Raw genomic sequence first — 25145 nt, 5'->3', positions numbered from 1 at the left:
TGAGCGGACGAAAAAGCGCGCTTCGGCGCGCTTTTTCTTTGGGGCGGCGGCGCATGTGCGTACCGACCGGTTTGGACGTCCATGCCATAATGCGCAGTCATCCCAAAGTCGTGCACCCCATGTCCCGTCGCCTGCTCGTCACCCACGCCCTGCCCTACGCCAACGGCCCGCTGCACCTGGGCCACATGCTGGGCTACATCCAGACCGATATCTGGGTGCGTGCGCAGCGGATGATGGGCAACGAAGTGCATTTCGTGGCCGCAGACGACGCCCACGGCACGCCGATCATGCTGGCCGCCGAAAAGGCCGGCATGACGCCGGAGGCTTATATCGCGCAGATCCGCGCCGGGCACGAGGCCGATTTCAGCGACTTCCATTTCAGCTTCGACCACTACCACACCACGCATTCGGACGAGAACCGCGAGCTGGCCTCGCTGATCTATACCCGGTTGCGCGACGGCGGCTACATTGCAAAACGCACGATCAAGCAATTGTTCGATCCGGACAAGCAGATGTTCCTGCCGGATCGCTACATCAAGGGGATCTGCCCGAACTGCGGCACAGCGGACCAGTACGGCGACAACTGCGAACACTGTGGCGCGACCTACGCGCCGACCGACCTGATCAATCCGTACTCGGTGATGTCCGGCGCCGCGCCCGAGCTGCGCGATTCCGAGCACTATTTCTTCGAGCTGTCCAAGTTCGAGCCGTTGCTGCGCGACTGGTTCGCCGGCAAATTCACCGGGGGCAAGCCGGTGGCCAACAGCGGCGTGGCGGCCAAGCTGCGCGAATGGCTGGACGGCGGCCTGAAGGATTGGGACATCTCGCGCGATGCGCCCTATTTCGGGTTTCCGATCCCCGACGCGCCGGGCAAGTTCTTCTACGTGTGGCTGGACGCGCCGGTGGGTTACCTGGCCAGCTTCAAGGCGCTGTGCGACAAGAGCGGGCTGAAATTCGACGATTTCCTCGGTGCCGACAGCAGCGCCGAAATGCACCACTTCATCGGCAAGGACATCATCAATTTCCACGGCCTGTTCTGGCCGGCGATGCTGCATGGCGCCGGTTTCCGCACGCCCACCGCGCTGCATGTCAACGGCTACCTGACGGTCAACGGCGCCAAGATGTCGAAGTCGCGCGGCACCTTCATCCAGGCGCGCACCTACCTCGACGCCGGCATCCACCCGGAGTTCCTGCGCTACTACTTCGCCACCATGCTCAACGACGCGCCGGTGGACGTGGACCTCGACCTCAAGGCCTTCGAGGAACGCATCAACTCGCACCTGATCGGCAAGTGGGTGAACATCGCCAGCCGCACCGCCGGCTTCATGCACAAGCATTTCGACGGCAAGCTGGCCGATCACTTCGAGGCCGAGGAAGCCGCGCTGTGGCAGACGCTGCTGTCGCACTACGACGGTGTCGACCAGCTCTACGAAACCGGTGAGTTCGCCGAAGTGACCCGTCGTTTCGTCACCATCGCCGACCTGGTCAACGGTTATATCGCGGCCAAGGCACCGTGGGTGATCGCCCGCGATGAAAACCGCCGCGACGAACTGCAACAAGTCTGCACGCTGGCCTTGCACGGCTTCCGCCTGCTGTCTGGCCTGCTCAAACCCGTCCTGCCGGCCACCGTCGCCGCCGCCGAACAGTTCCTCGCCGCGCCGATCGCCAGTTTCGAGGATGCCCGCCGCGAGCTGCATGGCCACACCGTCAACGAGTTCGAACCGCTGCTGGCACGCATCGACCCCAAGCGCATCGCGGCCATGGTCGAGGCCTCGAAAGAATCACTCGGCGACTCGCCCGAAGCACCCAAAAGCCCGAAGAAGAAATCCATGACCGAGAACACCAAGGCCAGCGCGCCACCCGCCAAAACCGCAGACACGACTTCCGCCACCATCACCATCGACGAGTTCAGCCGGCTCGATCTGCGCATCGGCAAGGTCACCGTCTGCGAATTCGTCGAAGGCTCGGACAAGCTGCTGCGCTTCGAACTGGACGGCGGTGAGCTCGGCACGAAACAGATCTTCTCCGGCATCCGCGCGGCCTACGGCGAACCCGAACAGCTGGTCGGCCGCAACGTGGTGTTCATCGCCAACCTGGCGCCGCGCAAAATGCGCTTCGGCCTGTCCGAAGGCATGATCCTGTCCGCCGGCGACGGCGGCAGCGACCTGTTCCTGCTCGGCGCGGACCAAGGCGCCAACCCAGGCGCCCCCGTCCGCTGAGGGATCCTCCGCTGATCCTGCCCGTAGGGCGGGCTCTGCCCGCCGCTTCCGGGCGAAGGTCCGGCGGGCAGAGCCCGCCCTACGTCTTGCGCTGTTCGGGGTGATCAGCGCTCGCGATCACGCGTATAGGTCACGAACACACCCACAAGATCACCGTTCTCGACGTAGTTCTGCATGTCCACGAAGTGATAGCCGCGGGCGGCGAAATCCGCGTGCGACTTGGTCAACTGGTTGGCCAGGTGCTTCTTGCGGAAGCCGAAGGTGGCGTCGACGAACACGGTGACGGTTTCGGGTGACGATCCGGTTGCCGTTTCGGCGCGCACCGGGCCAGCATGCGTCAACATGACCGAACCGGCTCCGCCGAGCACGGCAGCCAGCAACAAGGACGCGAGGTAGGATGGTTTCATGCAGCTCTCCTGAAGGTCATCCACGACGGATGCTCGATTGCGGGACAATGAGCGGCGATTATCGTTTGTTTGAGCCGTATGCATGAGTGATCCCATCGACACCCTGGTCGACCGCATCGACGCTGTGCTGCCGCAAACCCAATGCGAGCAATGCGGCTACCACGGCTGCCGACCGTACGCGGAAGCGATCGCGCGCGGCGAAGCACGGATCAACCAGTGCCCGCCCGGTGGTGCGGCGGGTATCGAAAAGCTGGCCGCACTGCTGCAACAACCCGCGTTGCCGCTGAATCCCGACCACGGGGTCGAGAAGCCGCGCATGCTCGCGCGCATCGTCGAGGCAGACTGCATCGGCTGCACCAAATGCATCCAGGCCTGTCCCGTCGACGCCATCGTCGGCGCCTCCAAACTGATGCACAGCGTGCTCGCCGACGACTGCACCGGCTGCGAACTGTGCGTGGCCGCCTGCCCGGTCGACTGCATCGAACTGGTGCCGATGCCGGTTGAGCAGATCGACGAAGTTCATGCCGACGCCGCCCGTAGCCACTTCCAGCGCCGCGAGGCACGCCTGGCACGCGACCGCGCCGAGCGCGCAGCCGAACTGGCCGCACGCAAGGCCGCCGTCGACGGCGCAACGCAACGCAATCCGGTGCTGGAAGCGCTGGCCCGCGCGAAGGCAAAAAAACAGGGAAAAACTCCATGAAGCGCGCCGATGTCATCGACATGTTCACCCGCTTGCGCGAACTCGATCCGCACCCCACCACCGAACTGCTCTACACCACGCCGTTCGAGCTGCTGGTGGCGGTGGTGCTGTCCGCGCAAGCCACCGATGTCGGCGTGAACAAGGCCACCCGCAAGCTGTATCCGGTGGCCAACACGCCGCAAGCGATCTTCGATCTGGGCGAAGACGGGCTCAAGCGCTACATCAGCACCATCGGCCTGTTCAATGCGAAGGCAAAGAACGTGATCGCCCTGTGCCGAATCCTGCTCGACCAGCACGACGGCGAAGTCCCCCGCAGCCGCGAGGCACTGGAAGCCTTGCCCGGCGTGGGCCGCAAGACCGCGAACGTGGTGCTCAACACCGCCTTCGGCGAGCCGACCATCGCCGTCGACACGCACATCTTCCGCGTCGCCAACCGCACCGGCCTGGCGCCGGGCAAGGACGTGCGCGCGGTGGAGGACAAACTGCTCAAGGTGATCCCCGCCGAATTCCGGCAGGACTCCCATCACTGGCTGATCCTGCATGGTCGCTACGTGTGCAAGGCGCGCAAGCCGGATTGCCCGCACTGCGTGATCCGCGATTTGTGCCGCTACAAATTCAAGACCCCCGACGCGTGAATCGCCGCGGCTTCTACCGAGGCTGTGTGGTCCAAAACGGCTCACCGCTGTCGCGGCCTGACTGTCGAGTTGCCGGCAGCCCGTTGCCTCGTCTCGCCAAGTTGCTGTCACGCGCCGGTTGGCTCGTCTCATTGCCCCACCAAGACGCGTTCGATGTTCTCTCAAGAATTGGAGATTCCCGCGCGATTTGCCGTGGCATGCATCGACCGTGACTAGACTCGGATCACGCGACCTTGACCTGGATAGGCCGAGTCTCACGGAAGGCGCTGAAGCAAGGCAGCATTGCGTCAACCCGTGCGGAGCCTGCATGAAGTGCAGCGGCAACCACTCCCGATAGAACGCCGATCAGGATTACCAGATCGCGAATGGTCAACGATCCAGGACAGAACATGCAACCGGGCAGCTGCTGAACGATGTACCCGGTCGCGTGGTCGCCCGAAATTCCCAATCGAACGCATCACCCATCAGGAGTCAGCTGCCATGACTGTGATTGTCGAGCGAGTGCCCCAACGGGCCATCCATCCATTTCACGCGTTCATGCTTGCCGGAGCCGTACCGCTGTTTCTCGGCGCGTTGTCGAGCGACATCGCGTATGCCCGCAGCTTTCAGATCCAGTGGAGCAACTTCGCGTCCTGGCTCATCGCCGGGGCGCTTGTTTTCGCTGGGCTTGCGCTGCTGTGGGCGGTAATCGATCTTTTTCGCGCCAGTCGGCGTGGCACATCCGGGGTCACCTATTTCGCGCTGCTGCTGGCCACCTGGGTGCTGGGCTTCATCAACGCGCTGGTACACGCCAAGGATGCCTGCCATCATGCCGGACAGCCTCATCCTGTCGGTGATCGTCGCCGTGCTGGCGTGTGCGGCGTCCTGGGTCGGTCTTTCCACGGTTCGTGCGGGAGGCGCAGCATGAAACGCCTGATGATCGCCGTTGCCGTGGCGGCCCTGCTGGGCGCATGCGGTGACAACAACCCGAATGAAGCCCAGTACTACGGTGCCGAGCCGACGCTGCCGCCCCCGCAGCGCGGGTTGCTTCCGAGCATGACGATCGCCAAGCCGGCACTATGGGGCGAGCAGAGGCCGACGGTGCCGCAGGGCTACACGATTACTGCCATCGCCACCGACCTGAATATTCCGCGTCAGACGCTGGTGCTTCCCAACGGCGACATTCTGGTCGCCGAAGGCCGCGGTGGCGGGGCAGCGCCGTTGAAGCCGAAAGACGTGATCGCCGGCCGCATCAAGGCCTAAGGCAACACGTCGGTAAAGAGAGGCAACCGCTTGACGTTGCTGCGCGACACCGCCGGTGACGGCAGCTACAAGGAGCGGACCGTATTCGCCGAGGGTCTCAACGCGCCCTACGGCCTCGCCCTGGTTGATGGCAAGCTCTATGTCGCCAACCAGGATGCGCTGGTGCGTTTCGATTACCAGGATGGCCAGACCAAGGCCAGCGGGCCGCCGGTCAAGATCACCGACCTGCCGTCGGCCGTCAACCACCACTGGACCAAGGCATTGGCCGCGAGTCCGGATGGCCGCTTCCTGTATGTCGGCATCGGCTCCAACAGCAACATCACCGAACGCGGAATGGACGCCGAGGTCGACCGCGCCATGGTATGGCAGGTGGATGCCCACACCGGCGCACACAAGCCTTACGCGACCGGTTTGCGCAATCCCACGGCGCTTGCCATCCAGCCGGAGACGGGCGCGTTGTGGGCGGTGGTGAACGAGCGCGATGAACTCGGTCCGGACGTGCCACCCGACTATCTCACCTCGGTTCGCGAAGGTGGGTTCTACGGCTGGCCTTACAGCTACTGGGGCAAGAACGTCGACACGCGCGTGCGGCCGCAAAACCCGGCCAAGGTGGCTTCCGCGCTCACCCCGGATTACAGCCTCGGCGCGCACGTGGCCGCGCTGGGTCTGGATTTTTCCACGCCGGCGATGGGTGCCACTTTCGCGGATGGCGCATTCGTCGGTGAGCATGGAAGCTGGAACCGCAAGAACCCGGTCGGCTACAAGGTGATCTTCGTGCCGTTCCGCAATGGTCGCCCCGACGGTCCACCGGTTGATTTTGCCACCGGCTTTCACGGGGCCGACGGCAAGACCCGTGGCCGGCCGGTCGGCGTGACTGTGGATCCGCGCGGCGCCCTGATCGTGGCCGACGACCTGTCGAACACCGTCTGGCGCATCAGTCCGCGCCGCTGATCTTCACGGCCACATGGGTGGGCCATTGACCCGAGCTCGCCACGGAAGGCGTGGCGCGCACGAATCGCGGTCGGGCCCGGCACTCCGCGCAAGGTACCCCGCTGAAATTCTGCAGGCAGCCATGGCAACACCCGTGGAATCAACCGACCATCTGACCGGCCCCGGCGAGCATGGGCTCGCCATCGAGGATCATCCTGGATAGCCGCAGACGATTGCCGCGCGCCGTCACACGTTGGCGCCTGCCATCGAATTCCAAGCGAACGGATCGAGCCGCCTCATGCTACGACCCAGAGTCTCCCATTTGCTCCTGACCCATGGCTCTACGCCCACCATGCGGACTGACACGCAATCCACTCCAACCATGGCCCTCAGTCTCAGGAGGATGCATGCTCACCCGTCATGACTGCATGAGTTCCACCGACCACGGAGACGCTCATGCCCGCTTCCGGCACCGACCGCGACGCTCGGTATGCGCAGACCCGGTTTGGCGACTCGGTCACCGTCCCTGGGTTGATCCCGCAAGCTGATGACATCCACTGACGTTGTGACAAGGCATTCGCATCGCCTGCTTCGGCACGCCTGGCCATTTGCGGCGCTGCTGGCTGCGCTGCAGATCCCGTTCGCGGCGGCAACAACACCCACGCCTCCACATAGGGTCACGACCTTGCCATCGGTATCGGTCACGGCCACCCGCACGCAGCAGGACCCTTTCCAGATCCCGGCCTCCATTGATGTGGTGGTCGCGCCGCCCAGCGGCAGTCTGGACGTCAACCTGTCGGAGCTGTTGCGGGGCATCCCCGGAATCCTTGCGCGTGATCGTCAGAACTACGCCCAGGACGAACAGATCTCCATCCGCGGCTTCGGTTCACGCTCGACCTTCGGCATCCGCGGCGTACGCCTGTACACCGACGGCATCCCCGCAACCATGCCCGATGGTCAGGGCCAGGTCTCGCACTTCAACCTGGATTCGGCCGAACGCGTCGAAGTGCTGCGCGGACCGTTCTCGGCACTGTACGGCAACGCCGCCGGCGGCGTGGTGCAGTTGTTCACCGCGGACGGCAGCGATCCCGCGCAGGTACGCCTTGGCGTCGCCGGTGGCAGTGACGGGCTGCTGCGCAGCGAGATCAACGCGCGCGGCATCAGCGGCTCGCTCGACTACAACCTCGACTTCACCCACTTCCAGACTGACGGGTACCGCGACCACAGCCGTGCACAAACCGCGTCCGGCAACGCCAAAATTGCCTGGCAACTCGACCACGACCGCCGACTGACTCTCGTCGTCAATACCTACCACGTGCCCGGAGCGCAGGACCCGCAAGGTCTGACCCCGGCACAATATCGCCAGAATCCGCGTCAGAGTTCGACGCCATCGACCCTCTACGACACGCGCAAGAGCGTCGCCCAGCAGCAGGGCGGACTGATCTACGAAGACACACTGAGCACACATGGCACGCTGCGCCTGATGGGCTATTACGGTGAGCGCAGCATCGAACAGTTTCTGTCCGTACCCATCGCGGCCCAGCTCAGCCCACTCTCCCAGGGCGGCGTAATCGCACTGGACAATGCGTATGGCGGCGTCGATGCACGCTGGACCTGGTCCGGCACGCTGGCCGGACGACCCTTTGAACTCGTGATCGGCGCCAACTATGACAATCAGCAACAGCATCGCACCGCCTACGAGAACTTCATCGACGACACACTCGGCGTCAAGGGACGACTGCGCCGCGACGAGGAGGATCGCGTCTACAACCTGGACCAATTCGCGCAGGCGACCTGGCGGGTGAGCGAAAACTGGACGCTTATGGGTGGCGTGCGTCACAGCCGCGTGCAGTTTCACTCCACGGACCGCTACGTCACCGCCATCAACCCGGACGACAGCGGCGCAGCCAGCTACACCGCGGCCACCCCCGTCGCCGGCGCGATGTACCAGGTGTCGCCACAGGCACACCTTTACGCGGCGTGGGGACGCGGCTTCGAGACGCCAACGTTCTCCGAGCTTGGCTATCGCAACGACGGCCTGACCGGACTGGCGCTGTATCTGCAACCGGCCCGCACGCACAGCATCGAGATGGGATTGAAGCTCAAGCCGACGACCTCCAGCCAGCTGCACATGGCCGTGTTCCGCGCCGACAGCCGCGACGAGCTCGCCGTGGCCAGCAGTTTCGGAGGGCGCACCACGTACCAGAATATTCCCGACGCACGGCGCCAGGGCGCCGAGCTGTCCTTCCATAGCCAGCTCACCGAACTATGGCGTGTCGACGCTGCCTACACCTGGCTGGACGCGACCTTCCGGTCGGCCTACCGGACCTGCGTCGGCGCCGGCTGCGTCATCACCAACACCTCTGTGGCAGCCGGCACACGCATCCCGGGTGTGCCGCGATCCCATGTTTACGCCGCCTTGCATCGCGGCGCAGACACAGGCTGGCAGCTCAATCTCGACAGCCGCTACCTGGGTGCCGTGCCCAGCAACGATCTCGACAGCGTGCGCGCGCCCTCCTACGCCGTGTTCGGCCTGGGTGGCGGCTATATCACCCGACACGGCCTGTGGCGCGTTCATCTCTTCGCACGCGTCGACAATGTGCTGGAACGACGCTACGTCGGCTCCGTCATCGTCAACGATGGCAACGGCCGCTACTTCGAGCCCGGCCCAGGGCGAACCGTGCTGTTTGGCTTCGATGTGCGCTGGCAGGACAAGTAGTCCCGCGACGGGAGAACCGGAGCAGCTAACCGCGCCACCTCAATCCGCCCCTTCCCCATTGATCGCCAGCACCACGTGGTCAGCGCCGTGTGCCGCCATGCGCGTGATTGGTTATTGGATCGGCTCTTGCAACCACCGGCGACCACACCAGGCGCTCGGCATGAAGACACCCGCCGAGGCGTATGCTTTTGCGGCCTGACCTGTGCAGGAACCGCTGGGTGACTACAGAAATGCAGTCTGGCAACGTTCGACCCCGCAAAGCACTGACACGTCACACGCACAATCAGGACAACACCAACACCGGCAGTGGCCCGACAGCCCAGGGCAAATGCGCCATGCGCCCGGGGTTGACGGAAAGTCTCCTGAGGAGATGGTAGGCGACTCGCCCAATGGACATCGTAAGACCTTCTTGAGCTCTTGACCGGTACGCAGTTGAGTCAGTCCGCGATGCACCCGCGAAGGACAAATATTTCATTTTCGCCTTTCTTTCCAGCGTAGATGCGTGTGAGAGTTATATCTGGGGTTCGTTCGTGAACAATCGTGACCTTTTCGACCAGGTCTCCACCCGGTGCGACCAACGCCACGTTTCCATGCTCGAAGAGATCTACCAGCATTGATTCTATGAAATTCATATTGAACCAATCTGAGAAGTTATAGCGAAAAAGATCGCGATCTTCACGCAATGGCATGTCGGCGCGGATGGACTTAACCAATGCTCTTGCAGTAGCAGCGGAATCGGGTATGGACAGCTTGTTGAGGAAGGCAGTCATCGAAGCTTGGCTAACAAACACAACATGGTAAAGATCGATTCGGTAGTAGAAAGCCGGCCCTGTTGGTTTGCTCTGAAGACGCACAACGACGGATTTGACGCTCGGCTTCTCTCCTGGGCTACCGCAGACGTCTGCAGCAAAGGCTGACCAAGAAGTCAGGACGAGAAGCAACACGACAAGTATACGTTTCATAGGCGCCTAACGCTGGAATTGAGCGGCGTGCGGATTTTCGTCCGCCTCGGACGTTTTGTTAGGCACTACGAGTACACCAAAGTGCCGGCTGGAAGTTTGATGCCGCACAGTGGCGCATACGCCACACCATTGCCGTAAACAAGGTACTTGCCGTCTGCTGCTGCACGGGCGAGCTTACGAAGCTTTGCGACCAGTGCCAGCGCCCGAGAACGGAAAAGCAGTGGCTCAACGGGTACGGAAAGTGCCCCCTGATATGCCTGATGCGTGCCGAGGAATGGTCTCCAAGAGCCAGGCTGAGACTGAAGATTTTGCTCAAGAGCGTCGAGGGATTGTAAGCACGCAACCAAATCGCCCTCCTTCAAAGCGAACATGACGTTGATGGAGCCAATGCCAATGCCGGCATCTCGTCGGGCGTACTTTTCAAAGGGGGGAAACAATAGAAGGAAGTAGCCTAACGAGTGAAAATTGTCCGTGCGAAATCTCATCTGGCCACGTTCGAGTGGCCAGACGCGCTCCTGACACTTTGGGCTGAGTCCGACGACATGATGCATGGGGCTATTGCTGCCTAACGTAGCTGTAGAAAAACCCCCTCGCAGCCTATCATTCGTCATGCCCGCAAAAAAGTGGGAAACGAGACGAGGCGACGATGGCGCGATACCGGCACTACGACCCCGATCAGATCAAGATGATCCCTGTGTGTTACGGGCGGCAGCTGCTGCCTGGCACCTTCGAACACGCGCTGAGCTACCTGATCGACAACGAGATGGATCTCGGACGCTTTGCCGACCGTTTCAAGAACGACGAGACCGGCGCGCCAGCCTACGATCCGGCGGTACTGCTCAAGATCGTGTTGTTCGCCTATTCGCGCGGCATCACCTCCTCGCGCACGATGGCGCGGGCGTGCACGGAGAACGTGCTGTTCATCGCTCTGGCGTGCGATCAGCAGCCCCACTTCACTACCCTGGCGCACTTCGTGGCGACACTGGGCAAGGAAGTCGAGGCGGTGTTTCGTGATGTGCTGATGGTCTGCAACGCGCAGGGTTTGATCGGCAAGAACATGTTTGCCATCGACGGCTGCAAGCTCCCCTCAAACGCGTCCAAGGAATGGAGTGGCACGAGCGCGGATTTCGAGCGCAAGGCCGCGAAGATGGAGCGCGCCGTCGCTCATCTGGTCAAGACCCATGCCGAGCAGGATGCCAGCGAGGCGCTCGATCCCAACGAGGACAACCAGCGCCGACACGAAGAACGCACCATCGCCACCTTGCGCAAGAATGCCGGCAAGCTGCGTTCTGCGCTGGCCACCACGAGCGAGCGCCTGGGCGCCAAAGGCAAGCCGATCAAGCGCAACCTGACCGACGCCGAGAGCGCCACGCTCAAGAGCGGTCACGGTGTCGTGCAAGGCTACATCGGCGTTGCCGCCGTCGATGGCGAGCATCAGGTCAAAGGCACGCCGGCCACCTGCGAAGCGTGTCCGCTACGCCGCAAGTGCCTGCGCAAACCCGATGTCACTGCCGTGCGCCAGGTGGCCTTCTTCGAAGGCTCGGTCGCGAGCAAACTGCCAAACCCGCATTGCCGCGCGATGCGCGAAAGGATCGATAGCCCCGAGGGTCGCGCGATCTATGCCCACCGCATGGGATTGATCGAGCCGGTGTTCGGTCACATCCAGCAACGCGGCCTGCGTCGCTTCACACTGCGTGGTCGAGCCAAGGTCGACACACAGTGGAAGCTGTACTGCATCGTCCACAACGTGGCGAAGCTGCAGATGTACGGCAAGATAGCCGCGTAGGCCAGCGAGCTGGGCCAAAACGCACGTGACGAGGACGTTTGGCCGGCCAAAATTTCGCCGATTGTCGACAACCGGGACGCGAGGGAAGTTCTTCACGAGCATCAAACAAAAATCCGCCGGGTGGCGGACTCGTTTCGTAGATCCGAAATGGGTTTTTCTACAGCTTCAACGCTGGAGTTAAGCGGCGGCGAAGCCGTCCGCCTTGAACGAACTGTTAGCCACTACCTGCTGACGGAAGCATAGTAGCTAGGCAAGTAAGCGCAGCTGCGGCAATGGCCTTGACGGTAACGCCAGTGGTCATGCAGCGCCAGCAGTCGAAGCGTCCCCGCTGTGTTGCAAAGTCGAGTGCGCTGCTGAGTAGATGAAAGCCAAGGGCAAGCCATGCCCACAATGGCGTTGCGGACGGCTTGAACCACGGGCAAAGGCCGCATAACACCAGACAAAAGCACATCGCATAGATCAAGTACTTTTTTACGTCACCTACCAACGGATTTCGATCTTGATAGATCATGTCTGCTTGGGTTTCAGGGTCGGCCATGATGGCGCCACCGAAATAGCCGACGATGCCGTGAGCAACGGCAATCACTTTCATGTAAAGGAGCGCATTTTCCATTGGCTAACGCTGGAATTGAGCGGCGGCGCAGCCGTCCGCCTCGAATGATTGGTTAGGGCGCGGCCCGACCGTAGATGATGAGATGGTTGATGAGAGCATGACTCTCTTTGCCACCCTGCAAATGGCCGGAAAGTTCTTTGCCACCCCAAGCTTCCGACATGAAATGATCGTGCGCATGGCCAGCGCCCTCCGCCGTGGCAGCGATCGACTCAATGTGCCGAGCGAGAAAGCGTAGACCTGCCGGCGATCCATGGATGAAAACCTGCTCAGATGCTTCGTCGATTTCAACCGAGAGTAGATGGTTGGTCATGTAAGCCCTAACGCTAAGTCGACCCAAGAGTTTGGGTGTTGCACCGAGTATGCAACGTCGATCCTGACCGGACAAGAGAGGAATTCTTGCAACAGATCAGGCTCTTGCATGGCAGCACTATCGTCGGCGTAGGCGCAAGCTGCCGGCGTTATCGGACACTTTTGAGGGTGTATGAGTTACGCAGACGGAAGTGAGGGTGTAACGGAGGCGAAAACGCCGCGGTTGCTGCATCTGGCAGGTGCGCGGTTACGCCTGAAGCATTACAGCGCAAGCCGACTAGCGAAGCAGCGCCCCTCCCCCGACAACGGATCAACAAACCCCATCCCTCGCGCCAACAACTTCAACGGCCGCCCATAGTCATCCGGTGCGACCTCACCCAACCCGGGATAAAAAGTGTCGTGCAGGATCGGCGCACCCAGCGCCGCCATGTGCACCCGCAACTGATGCTTGCGCCCGGTCACCGGATACAGCGCATAGCGCCAGTGCGCGGCGCCCCGCTCCATCACCTCGATGCGAGTCTCGCTGTTGGGCTCACCATCGACCTCGCACATGCGAAAAAACGGCTCGCCGCGCACGATCCGGGTCCGCCGCCACAACGGAAACTCCAGCTCCGGCAGTGGCGCCGCCAAGGCCTCGTAGCACTTGTCGATCCGGCGCTCGCGAAACAGCGCCTGATAGGCGGAGCGGCTGGCAGGATTGGCGGAAAACAGCACCAGCCCCGCGGTAGCCCGATCGATACGGTGCAGCGGCACGAGCTGCGGATTGTCGAGCCGTCGGACCAATCGCCGCAGCAGGGTCTGTTCGACGAAGCTGCCGGCGGGGATCACCGGGAGGAAGTGGGGCTTGTCGACCACGACCAGATGCTCATCCACGTGCAGCACGTTCTCGGTGAAGGGAATCAGCGCCTCGTCCATCACCTCGCGGTAGTAGTGGATTCGCAGGCCGGAGCTGTAAGGCGAGTCGACGGCAATCGCCACACCCTCCCCGTCCAGCACGCGCCCGCGCGCAATCCGGTCCAGCCATTGCGCGCGACTGATCGCGGGAAAACGGGCGCACAAGGCATCGAGCACGCTCGACCACTCGCCCACCGGCAGATGCACGGTGCTGGCCTGGCTGGCGCGACGGAAGGGTGGAGTCGGCATGGGCCTGCCAGTCTAGCGGCCCTGAGCGCGTACAATGTGCGGTTACCGTCCCTCGGCACCGCGCATGGCTCTCAACTCCACCATTTACAAAGTCGAACTGCAGATCAGCGACATGGACCGGCATTACTACGCCACCCATGCGTTGACCCTGGCGCGGCATCCGTCGGAAACCGAAGAGCGCCTGATGGTGCGTCTGCTGGCCTTCGCCTTGTATGCGGACGACCGCCTGGAATTCGGCAAGGGCCTCAGCGACGAGGAGCAGCCGGCGCTGTGGCGCAAGGCGTACACCGAGGAGATCGAGCTGTGGATCGACGTCGGCCAGCCCGACGAGACACGCATCCGCAAGGCCTGCGGTCGCTCACGCCAGGTCGTGGTGATCAATTACGGTGGCCATGCCGCCGAACTGTGGTGGGACAAGGTCGGCTCCGTGCTGGGGCGCCACAAGAACCTCACGGTGCTGGACATTCCCGTGCCCACGATCGCCGGGCTGGTCGACCTGCTGCAGCGTGGCATGCGCTTGCAGGCCCTGATCCAGGACGGCCAGCTGCAACTGATGAACGACGCCGATGCGGTGGCGGTCGACCCGGTCGTGCGCATGGCGCCACCTGAAACCGTCAACTGATCGCCGCATCACCCATCCTTTTCATCCCTGTCTACCGGAGTCATTCCATGCGCTGGTTGCTGTCCCTGCTCGCCCTGATCATGCTCGCTGCCTGCACCGCCACCCCGCCGGCCCAGGCCAACGGGAGTGTCGACAAACTCACCACCATCGACACCAAGGTCGGCACCGGTCCCGAGGCCAAGGCCGGCATGAAGGTCACCGTCCAGTACACAGGCTGGCTGTATGACGCCAGCGCCAAGGACAAGCACGGCACCAAGTTCGACAGCTCCTACGACAGCGGCATGCCGTTCTCCTTCGAGCTCGGTGCAGACAAGGTCATCGAGGGCTGGGACCAGGGTGTGGCCGGCATGCGCGTGGGCGGCAAGCGCACGCTGCTGATTCCTGCGGCGCTGGGCTACGGTGCGCGCGGTGCCGGTGGCGACATCCCGCCGAATGCGTCGCTGGTGTTTGATGTGGAGTTGCTGGACGTCAGCGCACCGTGACGTAGAAGGCGGCGGGCAGAGCCCGCCCTGCGCGCGGCGCGGCCCGGCGGCTTTTCGCTCAATCTTCCTGCGCGGCCGCTTCCCGCCCCTGCTGGCGAATGATCGCCTCCTCGCGCGCATCGATGATCGACTGCATCACGCTGTCCACGTCGGCGACGCGTTCGTCGAACTCGAACTGGCCGGTGAGCTCGCTGTCGGGGTGCAATTCGCCCAGCTCGTACAGCGCCCACATCTCCTCGCCATAGTGGGTGTCGAGCAGCTCGGGCGCGAAGCGCGACAGGCTGATGGTGATGTTGCCCACGTCACGACGCAGCATGGTGCGTGCGTTGTTGTTGCCCGACGCGCTGACCACCTGCGGCAGATCGATGATGACCGGGCCATCCGGCCCGACCAGCACGTTGTATTCGGACAGGTCGCCGTGGATCAGGCCCACGCACAGCATGCGCGCCACCTCCTGCATCAGGAAGCGGTGGTACTCGCGCGCTTCATCCGCCGACAACTCGACATCACCCAGGCGCGGCGCGGAATAGCCATCGGCATCGGTGACCAGTTCCATTACCAGCACGCCGTTGAAAAAGCCGTGCGGCTGCGGCACCCGCACACCGGCGGCAGCGAGCTGGTACAGCGCGTCGACCTCGGCGTTCTTCCAGGCCTCCTCGGCTTCGCGGCGACCGAATTTGGTCGCCTTGCCCATCGCGCGCGCCTGACGACTGCCGCGCACCTTGCGCCCTTCCTGGTACTGCACGCGTGCCTGGAAGCTGCGCTGCGCCATGTCCTTGTAGACCTTGGCGCACCGGATGTCGTCGCCGCAGCGCACGACGTAGACAGAGGCTTCCTTGCCGCTTTTCAGCGGCCTGATCACCTGATCGATGACGCCATCGTCGATCAGTTCCTGCAGTCCCTTCGGCGTTTTCATGGATGGCGTGGCTTCAACATGCGAAACAACGCCCATTATGGCCGATCGGTGCCCCCATTCAGACCCCCTGCAACGAATCGCGCGCCGCTGCGGCGAGCTCGAACGAGCGCCGCCGCGCCGCATGGTCGAAGACGTTGGCAGTGAGCATCAGTTCATCCGGGCGGTGCCGGGCGATGAACGCGGCAAGGCCGCTTTTCACGGTGTCCGAGCCACCCACTACCGCGCAGGCAAGCGCGCGCTCGACCATCTGCTTTTCCGGCGGCGTCCAGTACGCTTCGATATCGTCGATCGGCGGCGGGATGAGCCCCGGCCGACCACGGCGCAGGTTGATGAAGCTCTGCTGCTGGGTGGTGAAGGCCCGGCGGGCTTCGGCATCGCTGTCGGCAGCGACCACGTTGATGCCGAGCATCGCGTACGGCTGCTGCAATCGCTCCGAAGGCACAAAATCACGCCGATACAGCGCCAGCGCCTCGTCCATCGCGTCGGGGGCAAAGTGCGAGGCGAACGCAAACGGCAGCCCGAGCCGGGCCGACAGCCGGGCACTGAACAGGCTGGAGCCGAGCAGCCACACCGGTACCTCGACCCCGGCGCCTGGCACGGCACGCACCGGCTGGGCCGGCTGCGCCGGCTCGAAATAACCCAGCAATTCGACCACATCCTGCGGAAACGCATCGGCGCTGTCGAAATAGCGGCGCAATGCGCGGGCCGTGGCCTGGTCGGTACCCGGCGCGCGGCCCAGGCCAAGATCGATCCGCCCCGGATGCAGCGACGCCAGCGTGCCGAATGCCTCGGCCACCTGCAGCGGCGCATGGTTGGGCAGCATGATGCCGCCTGCGCCCACGCGGATGGTCGAGGTACCGCCAGCCACATGGCCGATGAGCACGGCCGTGGCCGCACTGGCGATACCGGGCATGTTGTGGTGCTCGGCCAGCCAGTAGCGCCGATAGCCTAGCCGCTCGCCCCACTGCGCCAGGTCCAGCGTGTTGTGAAACGCCTGGCGGGCATCGCTACCCTCGGTGACGGGCGCCAGGTCGAGGATGGAGAACGGAATCATTGCGCAATCCCTCGGAACGGACTCGATGATCTGGGGGCAGCGCGCCGGATTGCCAGCGTTGGCTCGGCGCCATGACCGGGGATGTCATCGCCGGCCGGCATGGCGCCACGCTTTCAGTCGGGTGGTGGCGGCCACGGCGCCGGCGCCAACTCAACTTTTGCGGTGCGCGGTCGATAGGATGGTCTAACAGCAGAATTCCAGGCGCTGAAAGAGGGCACCCGCTGATGTGGGCAGGCATGTGGCGGCGCGTTTTTCCGCGCCAAAAGGTGGCAGTGAGGCGTACTCCCCCGGTGTCGGGAGTAGCGACTGCACGTGCCGCCGCGCCCGCACCCGCGCCCACTCCGGCACCCGAGGCCGCTCCCGCCCCTTGCCTGGAACTGATCAGCGAGGACTTCCACCGACTTGTGCTGGGTCTGCCGCCGGGCCAGGCCAGTGAGCCGTCCGCGATCGAGCAGGCCATGCTCAGGCGGCTGGATCTGCTCAGCGCGCGCTTCGACCTGCGCAGTCTGCCGCGCTTGCCCACGGTACTGCCGCAGCTGCTGCGCACGCTGAGAAGCGACGAGGCCGCTGGCGGCGAACTGGCCAAACTGGTCGGCCGCGATCCGCTGATGGTGGGCGAAGTCATGCGCGCCACCAGCACCGTGTTCTACCGCTCGGCGCAGCCGATCAGCAGTCTGCAGCAGGCCGTGGTGCTGCTCGGCCAGGAAGGCTTGCGCCGTGTGATCACCCAGCACGTGATGAAGCCGATCCTGCAGTCCAACGCGGGAACCATGGGCCACGCCGCGGGCGATCGCCTGTGGGGTCACGCGGAACGCTGCGCCCACGTGTGCGCGTGGCTGGGCCGCTACACCGGTTGCGATTCGTTCGAGGCCTATCTGGCCGGCATCGTCCGCCATGCGGGTACGGGTGCCATGGTGCGCCTGCTGGATCAACTGCTTGCGGGACAGACCGCGCCCCCGCTCTCGCCCAGCTTCGTCCAGAGCTGTGCAAGGCTTGCCAACCGCCTTTCCCTGCAAGCGGCCAAGCAGTGGGAACTGCCGGCACGCGTACTGCAGGCGATGACCGATTGCCAGAATCCGGTCACCCCGACCTCATCGGCGCTGGGCCGGGCATTGTCGATGGCGGACAGCATCGCCAGCGCGCGCATGCTGGTCGAAAACGACTGGCCCGATGCGGCGACGGACCTCAGCCACTGCTGGCCCGACATCATGGCGCCGGCGCAGATCGCTCGCGCCCAACGCGACCTCGAACAGTATCTGGCGCGCGAATCCCTCACGTCCTGACGGAAAGTCGCCGACGCGATCCCTGCCGTTCAGCGGCGGCCCTCCCCGCCGGCACCGGAACCGCCTAGACTGGTCTGCAGCAGACCCCGACACCCGCGTCGGGTCACGGAGAGCAGACATGAGCAAGGGCATGGATTCGAAGAAGAGCCAGAAGAAGCAGCCGACCAAGACGCTGAAGGAAAAGCGTGCCGCCAAGCAGGAAAAGAAGAAGGACAAGTGACCACGCGCGATTGATGGCCACCTCAGGCGGTAGCTGTCGGTGCCCCGGAAACAAGCTGACCGGGCGCTCCGTATGGAAGCCCGTCGCCAACGCCCGGGGCGGATTTACCAGTTGAGCGCCAGTGGATCCACCGCCGGCAGCGTTTCGCATTCATTGCGGGCGGTCTTGGTGTCCTGGCCGACGCACAAGGTGAAATACGCCGGCAGCCCGGTGATCTCCCTGCTCGCTCCCGTCGCCAGGGCGAACTGTCGGGCCGGGTCGGGTGTGCATGACGAAGCGGTCATGGCACGCCGCCGCGGCGTGCGGCAATCGCTCACCAACAGGCGGTAATGACAGCTGCCACTGACGCTGCGGATGCAGGTGATGTCGGCCACGTCCGCGATCGTCGTGGTCCTGCTGTACAGCACCTCGACGCCGTTCACGACCGAGTGGCTGACATGGGTGTGGCTGCCCACGCCATCGAAGCCGAGCAACGCCAGCACGAAATAGATCAAGGCGATGAGGTAATGCATGGTTCACCTTCCTGTCGTCCAGACTTGAAGCGTGGTTACATGTTGCGGAACAGCGTCATGAACGGCTGGCTCACGCTCAGCGTCTCCGGTCGCCCGCGCAGTCGCACGATGCCCTTGCCGGTGTCGTCGCGGGTGACTCCCGCGACGGCCTTCATGTTGACTACGGTGCCGCGATGGATCTGCTTGAACACCGTCGGGTCGAGCACGTCGAGCAACTCGCGGATCGGCGTGCGCAACAGCGCCTCGCCCTCGGCCGTGACCACCGTGGTGTATTTGTTGTCGGCGCGAAAATAGGCGACGTCGTCGAGCAGGACGAGACGGGTCTCGCGGCCGGCACTGGCCGTGATCCAGCTCAGTGGTGGCTCCCGCTGCGGCGACCACGGCTTGGTGCCGAGTTGCCGGACCAGCTCCGCCAGCGTTTCGGCGCCAGTCTGCCCGCTCGCGATGCGGTCCTGCACCCGCTGCACGGTTGCCGCCAGCCGATCGGCTGCGATGGGTTTCAACAGGTAATCGATCGCGCCGCGCTCGAACGCGTCGACGGCATATTGATCGTAGGCGGTGACGAACACCACCTGGGTGGCGGGACAGGCTTCGGCCGCGGCCGTGGCGACCTCCAGACCGGTCAGGCCGGGCATGCGAATGTCGAGAAAGGCCACCTCGGGTCGATGCTCGACGATCGCCTCCAGCGCGCTGGCGCCGTCCTCGCACTCGGCGACGACCTGCAGTTGCGGCCACGCCTTGTCCAGGGCGGAGCGCAGCGACTGGCGCAGCAACGCCTCATCTTCGGCAATGATGCCCTTAGCCATGGGACGACTCCTCGCTGTATTGGTTTGGCACGTTGATGGTGGCCGCGACACCCTGCGGGAAATTCGCCGCGATCACCAGGCTGGCCTGCCCTGCATAGATCAGCTTCAGTCGCTCGCGGGCGTTCTTCAGACCAATCCCGGTACCGCTGCCCTGCGGGTCGAAACCCTTGCCGTCATCGGCCACGGTCACCGCCACCCGTGCATCCTGGCGCCGCGCGAAGATCCATACCGTGCCCTCGCCCGGCCGCGGCTCCAGGCCGTGCTTGATCGCGTTTTCCACCAGCGTCTGCAGCAGCATTGGCGGCAGCGGCGTGGCGAGCAGCTCGTCCGGCACATCGATCTGCAGGTTGAGGCGCGTGCCCATGCGGATCTTCAGGATCTCGAGATAGGCGCGTGACCGCTCCAGCTCTTCGCCCAGCGTGGACAAGGTCCGATCGGTACGCGGCAGCGAATGGCGCAGGTAGGCGATCAGGTGCCCGAGCATCGCATCCGCGCCGGCCGGATCGCTGCGCACCAGCACCTGCGCGCTGGCCAGCGTGTTGTACAGAAAGTGTGGCTCCACCTGCGCCTGCAGCAGGCTGAGTTTGGCGATGGCCAGTTCCTTTTCCGTCGCCGTCTGCGCCGCGGCAGCCTGCTCGCCACGACGGCGCGAGGACACGCCCTGGGTGACCGCACGGGCGATGGCCTGGAGGTTCTCCAGATTGACGCCGTCGTCGACCTGCAGCCAGTCACTCCATGGCGCGCTCTGTGGCTCGCAGACCAGGCTGAAGCTGCTGCTGCCATCGCCACGATTGACCGTGGCCAGGATCCGGTTGCGCTGGCTTACGATCCAGCGCATCGGGTTGTAGCGCCCGAGCTGGACCAGATCGTACGGATCGGCGTAACGGGCGGTGGCCCGAATCTGCAGATGGCTGCGCGTGCTGTCGACGTGTTCGACGCCCGGCAGCTCGCGGATGGCGGCATCCAGCAGGTCGAACGCCTCCTCGGCCTCGAACGGCACTTCGATCTGCCGGCGCTGCCGGCTGGCCAGCGCGGCCGAACTCAATTTGCCGGCGATCATGCGTACCCGCACCAGGTGCGAGTGGGCGCGGATCACCACGAAGACGATCGCCACCAACCCGAGCAGTTGCGCCAGGTTGCCGAGCGGCGACCAGATCCAGTCGAGCAACAGGGACACCATCAGCACCAGCAGGTACCAGACGATGATGAGTCGGGCGTAGAAGAACAGGGTTCTGATCACGACGGCAGTTCCGTTGACTGGGGAGCGGGGTCGAGAATAGTGGCCAGTGCACGGGAAATCCGCCGCTGTGCGACGAAACCCCGCTGGGGCCGACAGAACCCCGCGGCAGCGACGCGAAGCCTCGTGCCGGTCGCATCACGCGAGGCCTTCAACCCATCTCGGGACACTCCAGCCGCATGGGCTGGACGACCAGCCCGGTGTCGCTCACCTTCAACGGGCCGCTGCATGCAAATCCGAAATGGCGGTACACCGGCACCGCCATCGCCGACGAGTTCAGGGTGAAGCAACGGGTGCCCGCGCGCCGCTGTGCATCGCGCAACGTGCGTTGCCACAACTGTCGCGCGATACCGCGTCCATGCCAGCGCGTGCTCACGAAAAACTGGAACAGGTGCGAGTCGTCGCGCATCGCCGCCACCCCGAGCACGCGCCCGTCGTCGAGACAGGCCAGATGAAAGCGCTGTCCGGCAATGATCTTGCGGCGAATCACCGCTGCCCACATGCCATCGAGCAAGGGGCCCGCCGCGCTCGCCGGCTGGTCGGGCAGAATCCAGCGACGCGTCACCCGTCGCGCCAGCTCGCCGATGGCCCGCGCATCCTGCGGGCGCCCCAGGCGATAGCGGATGGGCGGTGGGTGCATCACGCCGCGGAACGGAACACCAGGCTGCAGCAGGTCACGGCGCCTTCGGCCTTCTGCAGTTCGGACACGTCGACGACGGTCACGTTGAAGCCGGCATCCCGCAGGCGCTGCCGCGTGCGCGGAAAGCTTGCCGGCATGATCAGCGCGTCGCCGATGCGCAATACATTGGCCGCATGCGGCTCGGTCGGGTCGACCTCGATAATGCGGAAGTCCGCGAACTGCGAGCGCTCCACCCAGGCGGGCTGCAACAGCAAGGTGTCGTCGGACAGCGCCGTGACGGCCGATTTCAAATGCAGGCAGTCACGCGTGGGTACACCCTGGACCGCGTAGCCATGCGCCATCAGCAACTCGCGCAATTGCGCGATGCCGTCCGGATTGCTCCGGGCGGAGTTGCCCACATGAATTGAGCGACCGACCCGCAACACATCGCCACCATCCAGCGTGGCCGGCGCCTCGATGGCGCGCAGCGGCCGGTGGTGGCGCAGCACATCGGCCACGCTGGCCACTTCAGGGCGTCGCGACGGCGCACCCGGCCGGGTCAGCACGGCGACCTCGTCCAGCACGATCGCCACATCCTCGACAAACACCGAGTCCGGCAGCTCGCCCTCCTCCGGCAGGTTGTGCACGCTGCAACCGAGGGACTCCAGTGCGCGCAGATAGTCGTGGTGTTGCAGGCGCGCACGCGCCACGTCGATCGGCTCGCGCGGAATGTGCGACAACTCGCAGCGACCAAGCGAGGAGCTGACGGTGCGGGTCACGGCATGCCACATGCGAAATTCCTGTTGGTCTGGCGACGTGCCTACGGCGGCGGATGACGGGCTCGCCATGCCTCCAGCGCGCGCTGGTAGCGTTCGAGCGCATCATCGTGCACATCGTACACACAACGCACGCAGCCCTCGCCGCAGCAATCGGCGGCATCCGGTTCGGGCGGACGCCGTGGCATGGGGTCAGCCGGATCGTCGTCCGGCGGGTTGTGCTGTTCGGAGATCACGTCATCGTTTCCGGCGGGGTGACAGCTCATGCGGCGGCGCCGAAATGTCGCCATGGATTCGCACCCGACGCATGGGAAGCAACGGGCCAGTGCTTGTCACAACCCAGCCTCTCCGGTAACCGGTGGCGCCGTCAACCTCAGGCGGGCCCGATGGCGCCGCCGGTTCCGCCCGACGTCGACACCCTCTATTTCAGCGGCTTGCGGAAGCGATAGACGAACTGGTCGGTATGGCCGCGTATCGACTTGTCGAACACCGTGGCGGTGTGCGGATCAGCCGGGTTGCGCAGCACGTTGCTCTCTGCGTCGAAGACGAAGCCGGCCGCCTCCACCTCACGCTTCACCACCGCCGGATCGATCCGGTGCAAGGTGTTGGTGTCCTTCAGCCCCGAGCCGGCAGGCGCGACATGGTCGATCACCACGAACAGCCCGCCCGGCTTGAGCGCGTCGTAGACCTGCTTGTCGAACTTGGCCATGTCGACCGGACCCATGAAGGGATCGTGGTAGTCGTGGTAGTTCTGCGAGGTGAACACCGAGATCCACCGGCTCGGGCACGCTCAACTGCGCCGCCGGCTGTTGCAGCAGGCTCACGTTGGCGTAGTGCGGCGTGGTCACCAGTTGCTTCCAGGTGGCCAGGCTCCTGGCGGAGAATTTCGCCATTTCGTCGGGCCAGACCGTGTAGACGTGCCCGGTTGGTCCCACGATGGCGCTGAACACGCGCGTCCAGTAGCCACTGCCCGGCACCAGCTCGAGCACCTTCTGGCCGGGCTTGACCTCGGCAAACGTCATCACCAGCGCGACCTTGCGCCGTGAATCCTCGTGCTGGTCGGCCTGCCGCGCCGGGTCGTCGACACCCCTCTGCACGGCTGCGGTGATCGCTCCGCTGTGCAGGTTGGCTACTTGCGCCGGCACCGTGGTGGGAAGCGCAAGGACGAGCAACGCGGCAAGCAGGGTCAGGCGCATGTCATTCTCCGATGGCGGGCGGGAGTCATGGATTTTGCTCCTCTTTCGCGAAGAAGGCAGCATGCCGTTCGGCCCAGGCAGCGTGCATCACGGGGCGTAAGCTGCACGTGCAGCAAATGTCTTGCTGCGGTAAAACATGGCAGGCATCCCTCGCTTGCCCCACCGGAGAGTTCCGTGCGCCCCATCTCGATCCTGACCATCGTCGGCTGCATCTTCCTGATCTGCTGGTGTACGTCTGGCCACGCTCAATCGATATCCCAGGCGCAATGGCAAGCCCAACAGATCGCGGCGTCGCAGAAGTCGGAAACGATCATGCGCGAAGCGAACAAGCACAAGAGCCTGCTCGCTCAGTACGAGGCGATGCTGTACCCGTATGTCACCACGCCGGATCCGGCCTTTCACGTCATCTTCGGGCAGTACCTGAGCTGGTACCAGACCTTCGTCGGGGACTATCCCGATGCCGCGGTCAGCTTCTCGATCAAGCAGGCGGCACTACCGGACGACCGCCCTTCGCCACTGGGCAACCCCGACTACACGGCTCGTCCCGCCCTGGAGGTGATTCCCGAACTGGCAAGAAACCACCGCATCGTCCTCTTCAACGAAGCGCACAACGTCGCACTCACGCGCACCTTGACCGTGCAGCTTCTGAGCAAACTGCGTGCAGAAGGTTTTGGCTACTTTGCGGCCGAAACCCTTTACCAGACCGACACCGGGCTGCAGACCCGCGGCTATCCCGTGGCGGCCAGCGGCTTCTATACCAAGGAGCCGATCTGCGCCGAGATGGTTCGCACCGCCTTGAAACTGGGTTTCAAGGTGATCGCCTATGAAACCATGACCGATGCCGGCGGCAATCTGCGGGAGACCGAGCAGGCAAGGAATCTGTACGACAAGGTCTTCAAACACGATCCCCACGCCAGGCTGGTGGTGGATGCCGGCTACGCCCACATCCAGGAGTCAGGCGTCTACCTGGGTGGCAAGTCGATGGCCCAGCATCTGCGCAAGCTGACCGGCCTCGACCCGCTGACCGTGGAACAGACCATGCTGTACCCCCATCCTGCGGCCGACGGCGACCATCCATACTACGGCCCCATCATGGAAGCACTGAAGCCCGCCGAGCCGATCGTGTTCGTCAACAAGGCCGGCGAGCCCTGGTCGTTGCGACCGGGTTACGACGTCAGCGTGTTTTTTCCGCCGCAAAAGATGCGTCGCGGCCGTCCCACCTGGCTGAGTCTTGGCGGCTTGCGCCGGCCGTATTACGTTACCGCCGACCGCTGCAACCACACCCTGCCCTGCCTGGTCGAAGCGCGCTATGCCGACGAAGGGGCCGACGCGATACCTGCCGACCGCCTGATTCTGTCGCAGTTGCCCTTGAACGCGACGGTCAGTGACCGTGTCAGCGACGGCTTGCGCGTTCCCGTCAGTGAGCTTTACCTGCGTCCGGGCAAATACCGCCTGACCTACTCCGATGCCGGCGCGCGTGAGTTGTATGGCAAGGACATCACGGTTTCCGACGGTGCGGATCGCAGCAATCGTCGGAAAGTCGACCCGCGCTCCGGCATGGTCCACTGCGCACCTGCCGGTGCACTGCCGTCCAACCTCCAATCCAAGACTGAGGCATGCACGCCGTAAGCAATTTCATGGCAACGACAGGAACACCCGGCAAGGCGCACGGCATCTCCGGATGGCGCGCGACTGCAGGGGTCTGCCAATGTGCTCGTGAGTCGCACGGCAGGCGAATGCCGGCACATCGGCGTATA

The 25145-nt window shown here is 64.1% G+C and carries 23 protein-coding genes and 3 pseudogenes; 11 read left to right on the top strand and 15 right to left on the bottom strand.

The window, feature by feature from the left end:
- Positions 1-119 precede the first annotated feature (119 nt).
- Positions 120-2219: a methionine--tRNA ligase gene (gene metG / locus AC0L58_RS06470; protein ID WP_473688618.1), complete on the top strand. Its 2100-nt coding sequence runs from the start codon at positions 120-122 to the stop codon at positions 2217-2219.
- A 104-nt stretch (positions 2220-2323) separates the two neighbouring features.
- Here the strand turns inward: metG and AC0L58_RS06465 are convergent, their stop codons facing one another.
- Positions 2324-2626 carry a hypothetical protein gene (locus tag AC0L58_RS06465; RefSeq protein ID WP_473687806.1) on the bottom strand — a complete coding sequence of 101 codons (303 nt, stop codon included), beginning with the start codon at positions 2624-2626 and terminating at the stop codon, positions 2324-2326.
- Positions 2627-2708: 82 nt separating this feature from the next.
- Between AC0L58_RS06465 and rsxB the strand changes: the two genes are divergently transcribed.
- From rsxB to AC0L58_RS06440, 5 genes and pseudogenes are all read left to right on the top strand, one after another.
- Positions 2709-3326 carry an electron transport complex subunit RsxB gene (gene rsxB / locus AC0L58_RS06460; RefSeq protein WP_473687804.1) on the top strand — a complete coding sequence of 206 codons (618 nt, stop codon included), beginning with the start codon at positions 2709-2711 and terminating at the stop codon, positions 3324-3326.
- Positions 3323-3961: an endonuclease III gene (nth, locus tag AC0L58_RS06455; RefSeq protein WP_473687801.1), complete on the top strand. Its 639-nt coding sequence runs from the start codon at positions 3323-3325 to the stop codon at positions 3959-3961. The genes rsxB and nth overlap by 4 nt, the downstream gene beginning before the upstream one ends.
- Before the next feature lie 480 nt (positions 3962-4441).
- A pseudogene (locus AC0L58_RS06450) lies at positions 4442-4868 on the top strand (DUF2231 domain-containing protein).
- Positions 4865-6154 (top strand): annotated as a pseudogene (locus AC0L58_RS06445) (PQQ-dependent sugar dehydrogenase). The pseudogenes AC0L58_RS06450 and AC0L58_RS06445 overlap by 4 nt, the downstream one beginning before the upstream one ends.
- Before the next feature lie 526 nt (positions 6155-6680).
- Positions 6681-8852 (top strand): TonB-dependent receptor family protein, encoded by a 2172-nt coding sequence (locus AC0L58_RS06440; protein ID WP_473687800.1) that lies wholly within the window; start codon positions 6681-6683, stop codon positions 8850-8852.
- A gap of 437 nt (positions 8853-9289) precedes the next feature.
- On the opposite strand, the gene AC0L58_RS06435 is transcribed toward AC0L58_RS06440, so the two are convergent.
- Positions 9290-9814 carry a hypothetical protein gene (locus tag AC0L58_RS06435; protein WP_473687798.1) on the bottom strand — a complete coding sequence of 175 codons (525 nt, stop codon included), beginning with the start codon at positions 9812-9814 and terminating at the stop codon, positions 9290-9292.
- A gap of 65 nt (positions 9815-9879) precedes the next feature.
- On the bottom strand, positions 9880-10365 hold the full coding sequence (locus tag AC0L58_RS06430; RefSeq protein WP_473687796.1) for a hypothetical protein: 486 nt from the start codon (positions 10363-10365) through the stop codon (positions 9880-9882).
- A 95-nt stretch (positions 10366-10460) separates the two neighbouring features.
- Here AC0L58_RS06430 and AC0L58_RS06425 point away from each other — a divergent pair, with 95 nt between their 5' ends.
- The gene (locus tag AC0L58_RS06425) at positions 10461-11600 is read left to right on the top strand and encodes a transposase (protein ID WP_473687794.1); all 1140 of its coding nucleotides are present in this window, start codon (positions 10461-10463) and stop codon (positions 11598-11600) included.
- A gap of 214 nt (positions 11601-11814) precedes the next feature.
- Here AC0L58_RS06425 and AC0L58_RS06420 read toward each other — a convergent pair whose 3' ends face one another.
- From AC0L58_RS06420 to AC0L58_RS06410, 3 genes are all read right to left on the bottom strand, one after another.
- Positions 11815-12192 carry a hypothetical protein gene (locus AC0L58_RS06420; RefSeq protein ID WP_473687792.1) on the bottom strand — a complete coding sequence of 126 codons (378 nt, stop codon included), beginning with the start codon at positions 12190-12192 and terminating at the stop codon, positions 11815-11817.
- Between the two features lie 73 nt (positions 12193-12265).
- Complete coding sequence (locus tag AC0L58_RS06415) at positions 12266-12523, bottom strand: Imm32 family immunity protein (RefSeq protein ID WP_473687790.1); 258 nt, start codon at positions 12521-12523, stop codon at positions 12266-12268.
- A 260-nt stretch (positions 12524-12783) separates the two neighbouring features.
- On the bottom strand, positions 12784-13665 hold the full coding sequence (locus AC0L58_RS06410) for a pseudouridine synthase (protein ID WP_473687788.1): 882 nt from the start codon (positions 13663-13665) through the stop codon (positions 12784-12786).
- A gap of 64 nt (positions 13666-13729) precedes the next feature.
- Between AC0L58_RS06410 and AC0L58_RS06405 the strand changes: the two genes are divergently transcribed.
- On the top strand, positions 13730-14287 hold the full coding sequence (locus AC0L58_RS06405; protein ID WP_473687786.1) for a YaeQ family protein: 558 nt from the start codon (positions 13730-13732) through the stop codon (positions 14285-14287).
- Positions 14288-14334: 47 nt separating this feature from the next.
- Positions 14335-14769: an FKBP-type peptidyl-prolyl cis-trans isomerase gene (locus AC0L58_RS06400; protein ID WP_473687784.1), complete on the top strand. Its 435-nt coding sequence runs from the start codon at positions 14335-14337 to the stop codon at positions 14767-14769.
- A 58-nt stretch (positions 14770-14827) separates the two neighbouring features.
- On the opposite strand, the gene AC0L58_RS06395 is transcribed toward AC0L58_RS06400, so the two are convergent.
- Positions 14828-15685 (bottom strand): PA4780 family RIO1-like protein kinase, encoded by an 858-nt coding sequence (locus AC0L58_RS06395; protein ID WP_473687782.1) that lies wholly within the window; start codon positions 15683-15685, stop codon positions 14828-14830.
- 58 nt (positions 15686-15743) lie between these two features.
- The gene (locus AC0L58_RS06390) at positions 15744-16739 is read right to left on the bottom strand and encodes an LLM class flavin-dependent oxidoreductase (RefSeq protein ID WP_473687780.1); all 996 of its coding nucleotides are present in this window, start codon (positions 16737-16739) and stop codon (positions 15744-15746) included.
- A 272-nt stretch (positions 16740-17011) separates the two neighbouring features.
- Between AC0L58_RS06390 and AC0L58_RS06385 the strand changes: the two genes are divergently transcribed.
- Positions 17012-18022, top strand: a complete 1011-nt coding sequence (locus AC0L58_RS06385; protein WP_473687778.1) for an HDOD domain-containing protein — start codon at positions 17012-17014, stop codon at positions 18020-18022.
- 324 nt (positions 18023-18346) lie between these two features.
- Here AC0L58_RS06385 and AC0L58_RS06380 read toward each other — a convergent pair whose 3' ends face one another.
- From AC0L58_RS06380 to AC0L58_RS06350, 7 genes and pseudogenes are all read right to left on the bottom strand, one after another.
- Positions 18347-18754 (bottom strand): hypothetical protein, encoded by a 408-nt coding sequence (locus AC0L58_RS06380; protein WP_473687776.1) that lies wholly within the window; start codon positions 18752-18754, stop codon positions 18347-18349.
- Positions 18755-18789: 35 nt separating this feature from the next.
- On the bottom strand, positions 18790-19560 hold the full coding sequence (locus AC0L58_RS06375) for a LytR/AlgR family response regulator transcription factor (protein WP_473687774.1): 771 nt from the start codon (positions 19558-19560) through the stop codon (positions 18790-18792).
- Positions 19553-20800: a histidine kinase gene (locus tag AC0L58_RS06370; RefSeq protein WP_473687772.1), complete on the bottom strand. Its 1248-nt coding sequence runs from the start codon at positions 20798-20800 to the stop codon at positions 19553-19555. The genes AC0L58_RS06375 and AC0L58_RS06370 overlap by 8 nt, the downstream gene beginning before the upstream one ends.
- A 148-nt stretch (positions 20801-20948) precedes the next feature.
- On the bottom strand, positions 20949-21437 hold the full coding sequence (locus AC0L58_RS06365; protein WP_473687770.1) for a GNAT family N-acetyltransferase: 489 nt from the start codon (positions 21435-21437) through the stop codon (positions 20949-20951).
- Positions 21437-22207, bottom strand: a complete 771-nt coding sequence (locus AC0L58_RS06360) for a dimethylarginine dimethylaminohydrolase family protein (RefSeq protein WP_473687768.1) — start codon at positions 22205-22207, stop codon at positions 21437-21439. The genes AC0L58_RS06365 and AC0L58_RS06360 overlap by 1 nt, the downstream gene beginning before the upstream one ends.
- 29 nt (positions 22208-22236) lie before the next feature.
- The gene (locus AC0L58_RS06355) at positions 22237-22458 is read right to left on the bottom strand and encodes an oxidoreductase-like domain-containing protein (RefSeq protein ID WP_473687766.1); all 222 of its coding nucleotides are present in this window, start codon (positions 22456-22458) and stop codon (positions 22237-22239) included.
- A gap of 155 nt (positions 22459-22613) precedes the next feature.
- Positions 22614-23388, bottom strand: a pseudogene (locus AC0L58_RS06350) (class I SAM-dependent methyltransferase).
- Positions 23389-23562: 174 nt separating this feature from the next.
- Here AC0L58_RS06350 and AC0L58_RS06345 point away from each other — a divergent pair.
- Positions 23563-25017 (top strand): hypothetical protein, encoded by a 1455-nt coding sequence (locus tag AC0L58_RS06345; protein ID WP_473687764.1) that lies wholly within the window; start codon positions 23563-23565, stop codon positions 25015-25017.
- Positions 25018-25145: the final 128 nt, after the last annotated feature.

This window comes from Rhodanobacter sp. G2-10 (genome assembly GCF_055809185.1).
Note: the sequence above shows the minus strand (reverse complement) of the source record. Positions and strands in the feature narration are given on the sequence as shown.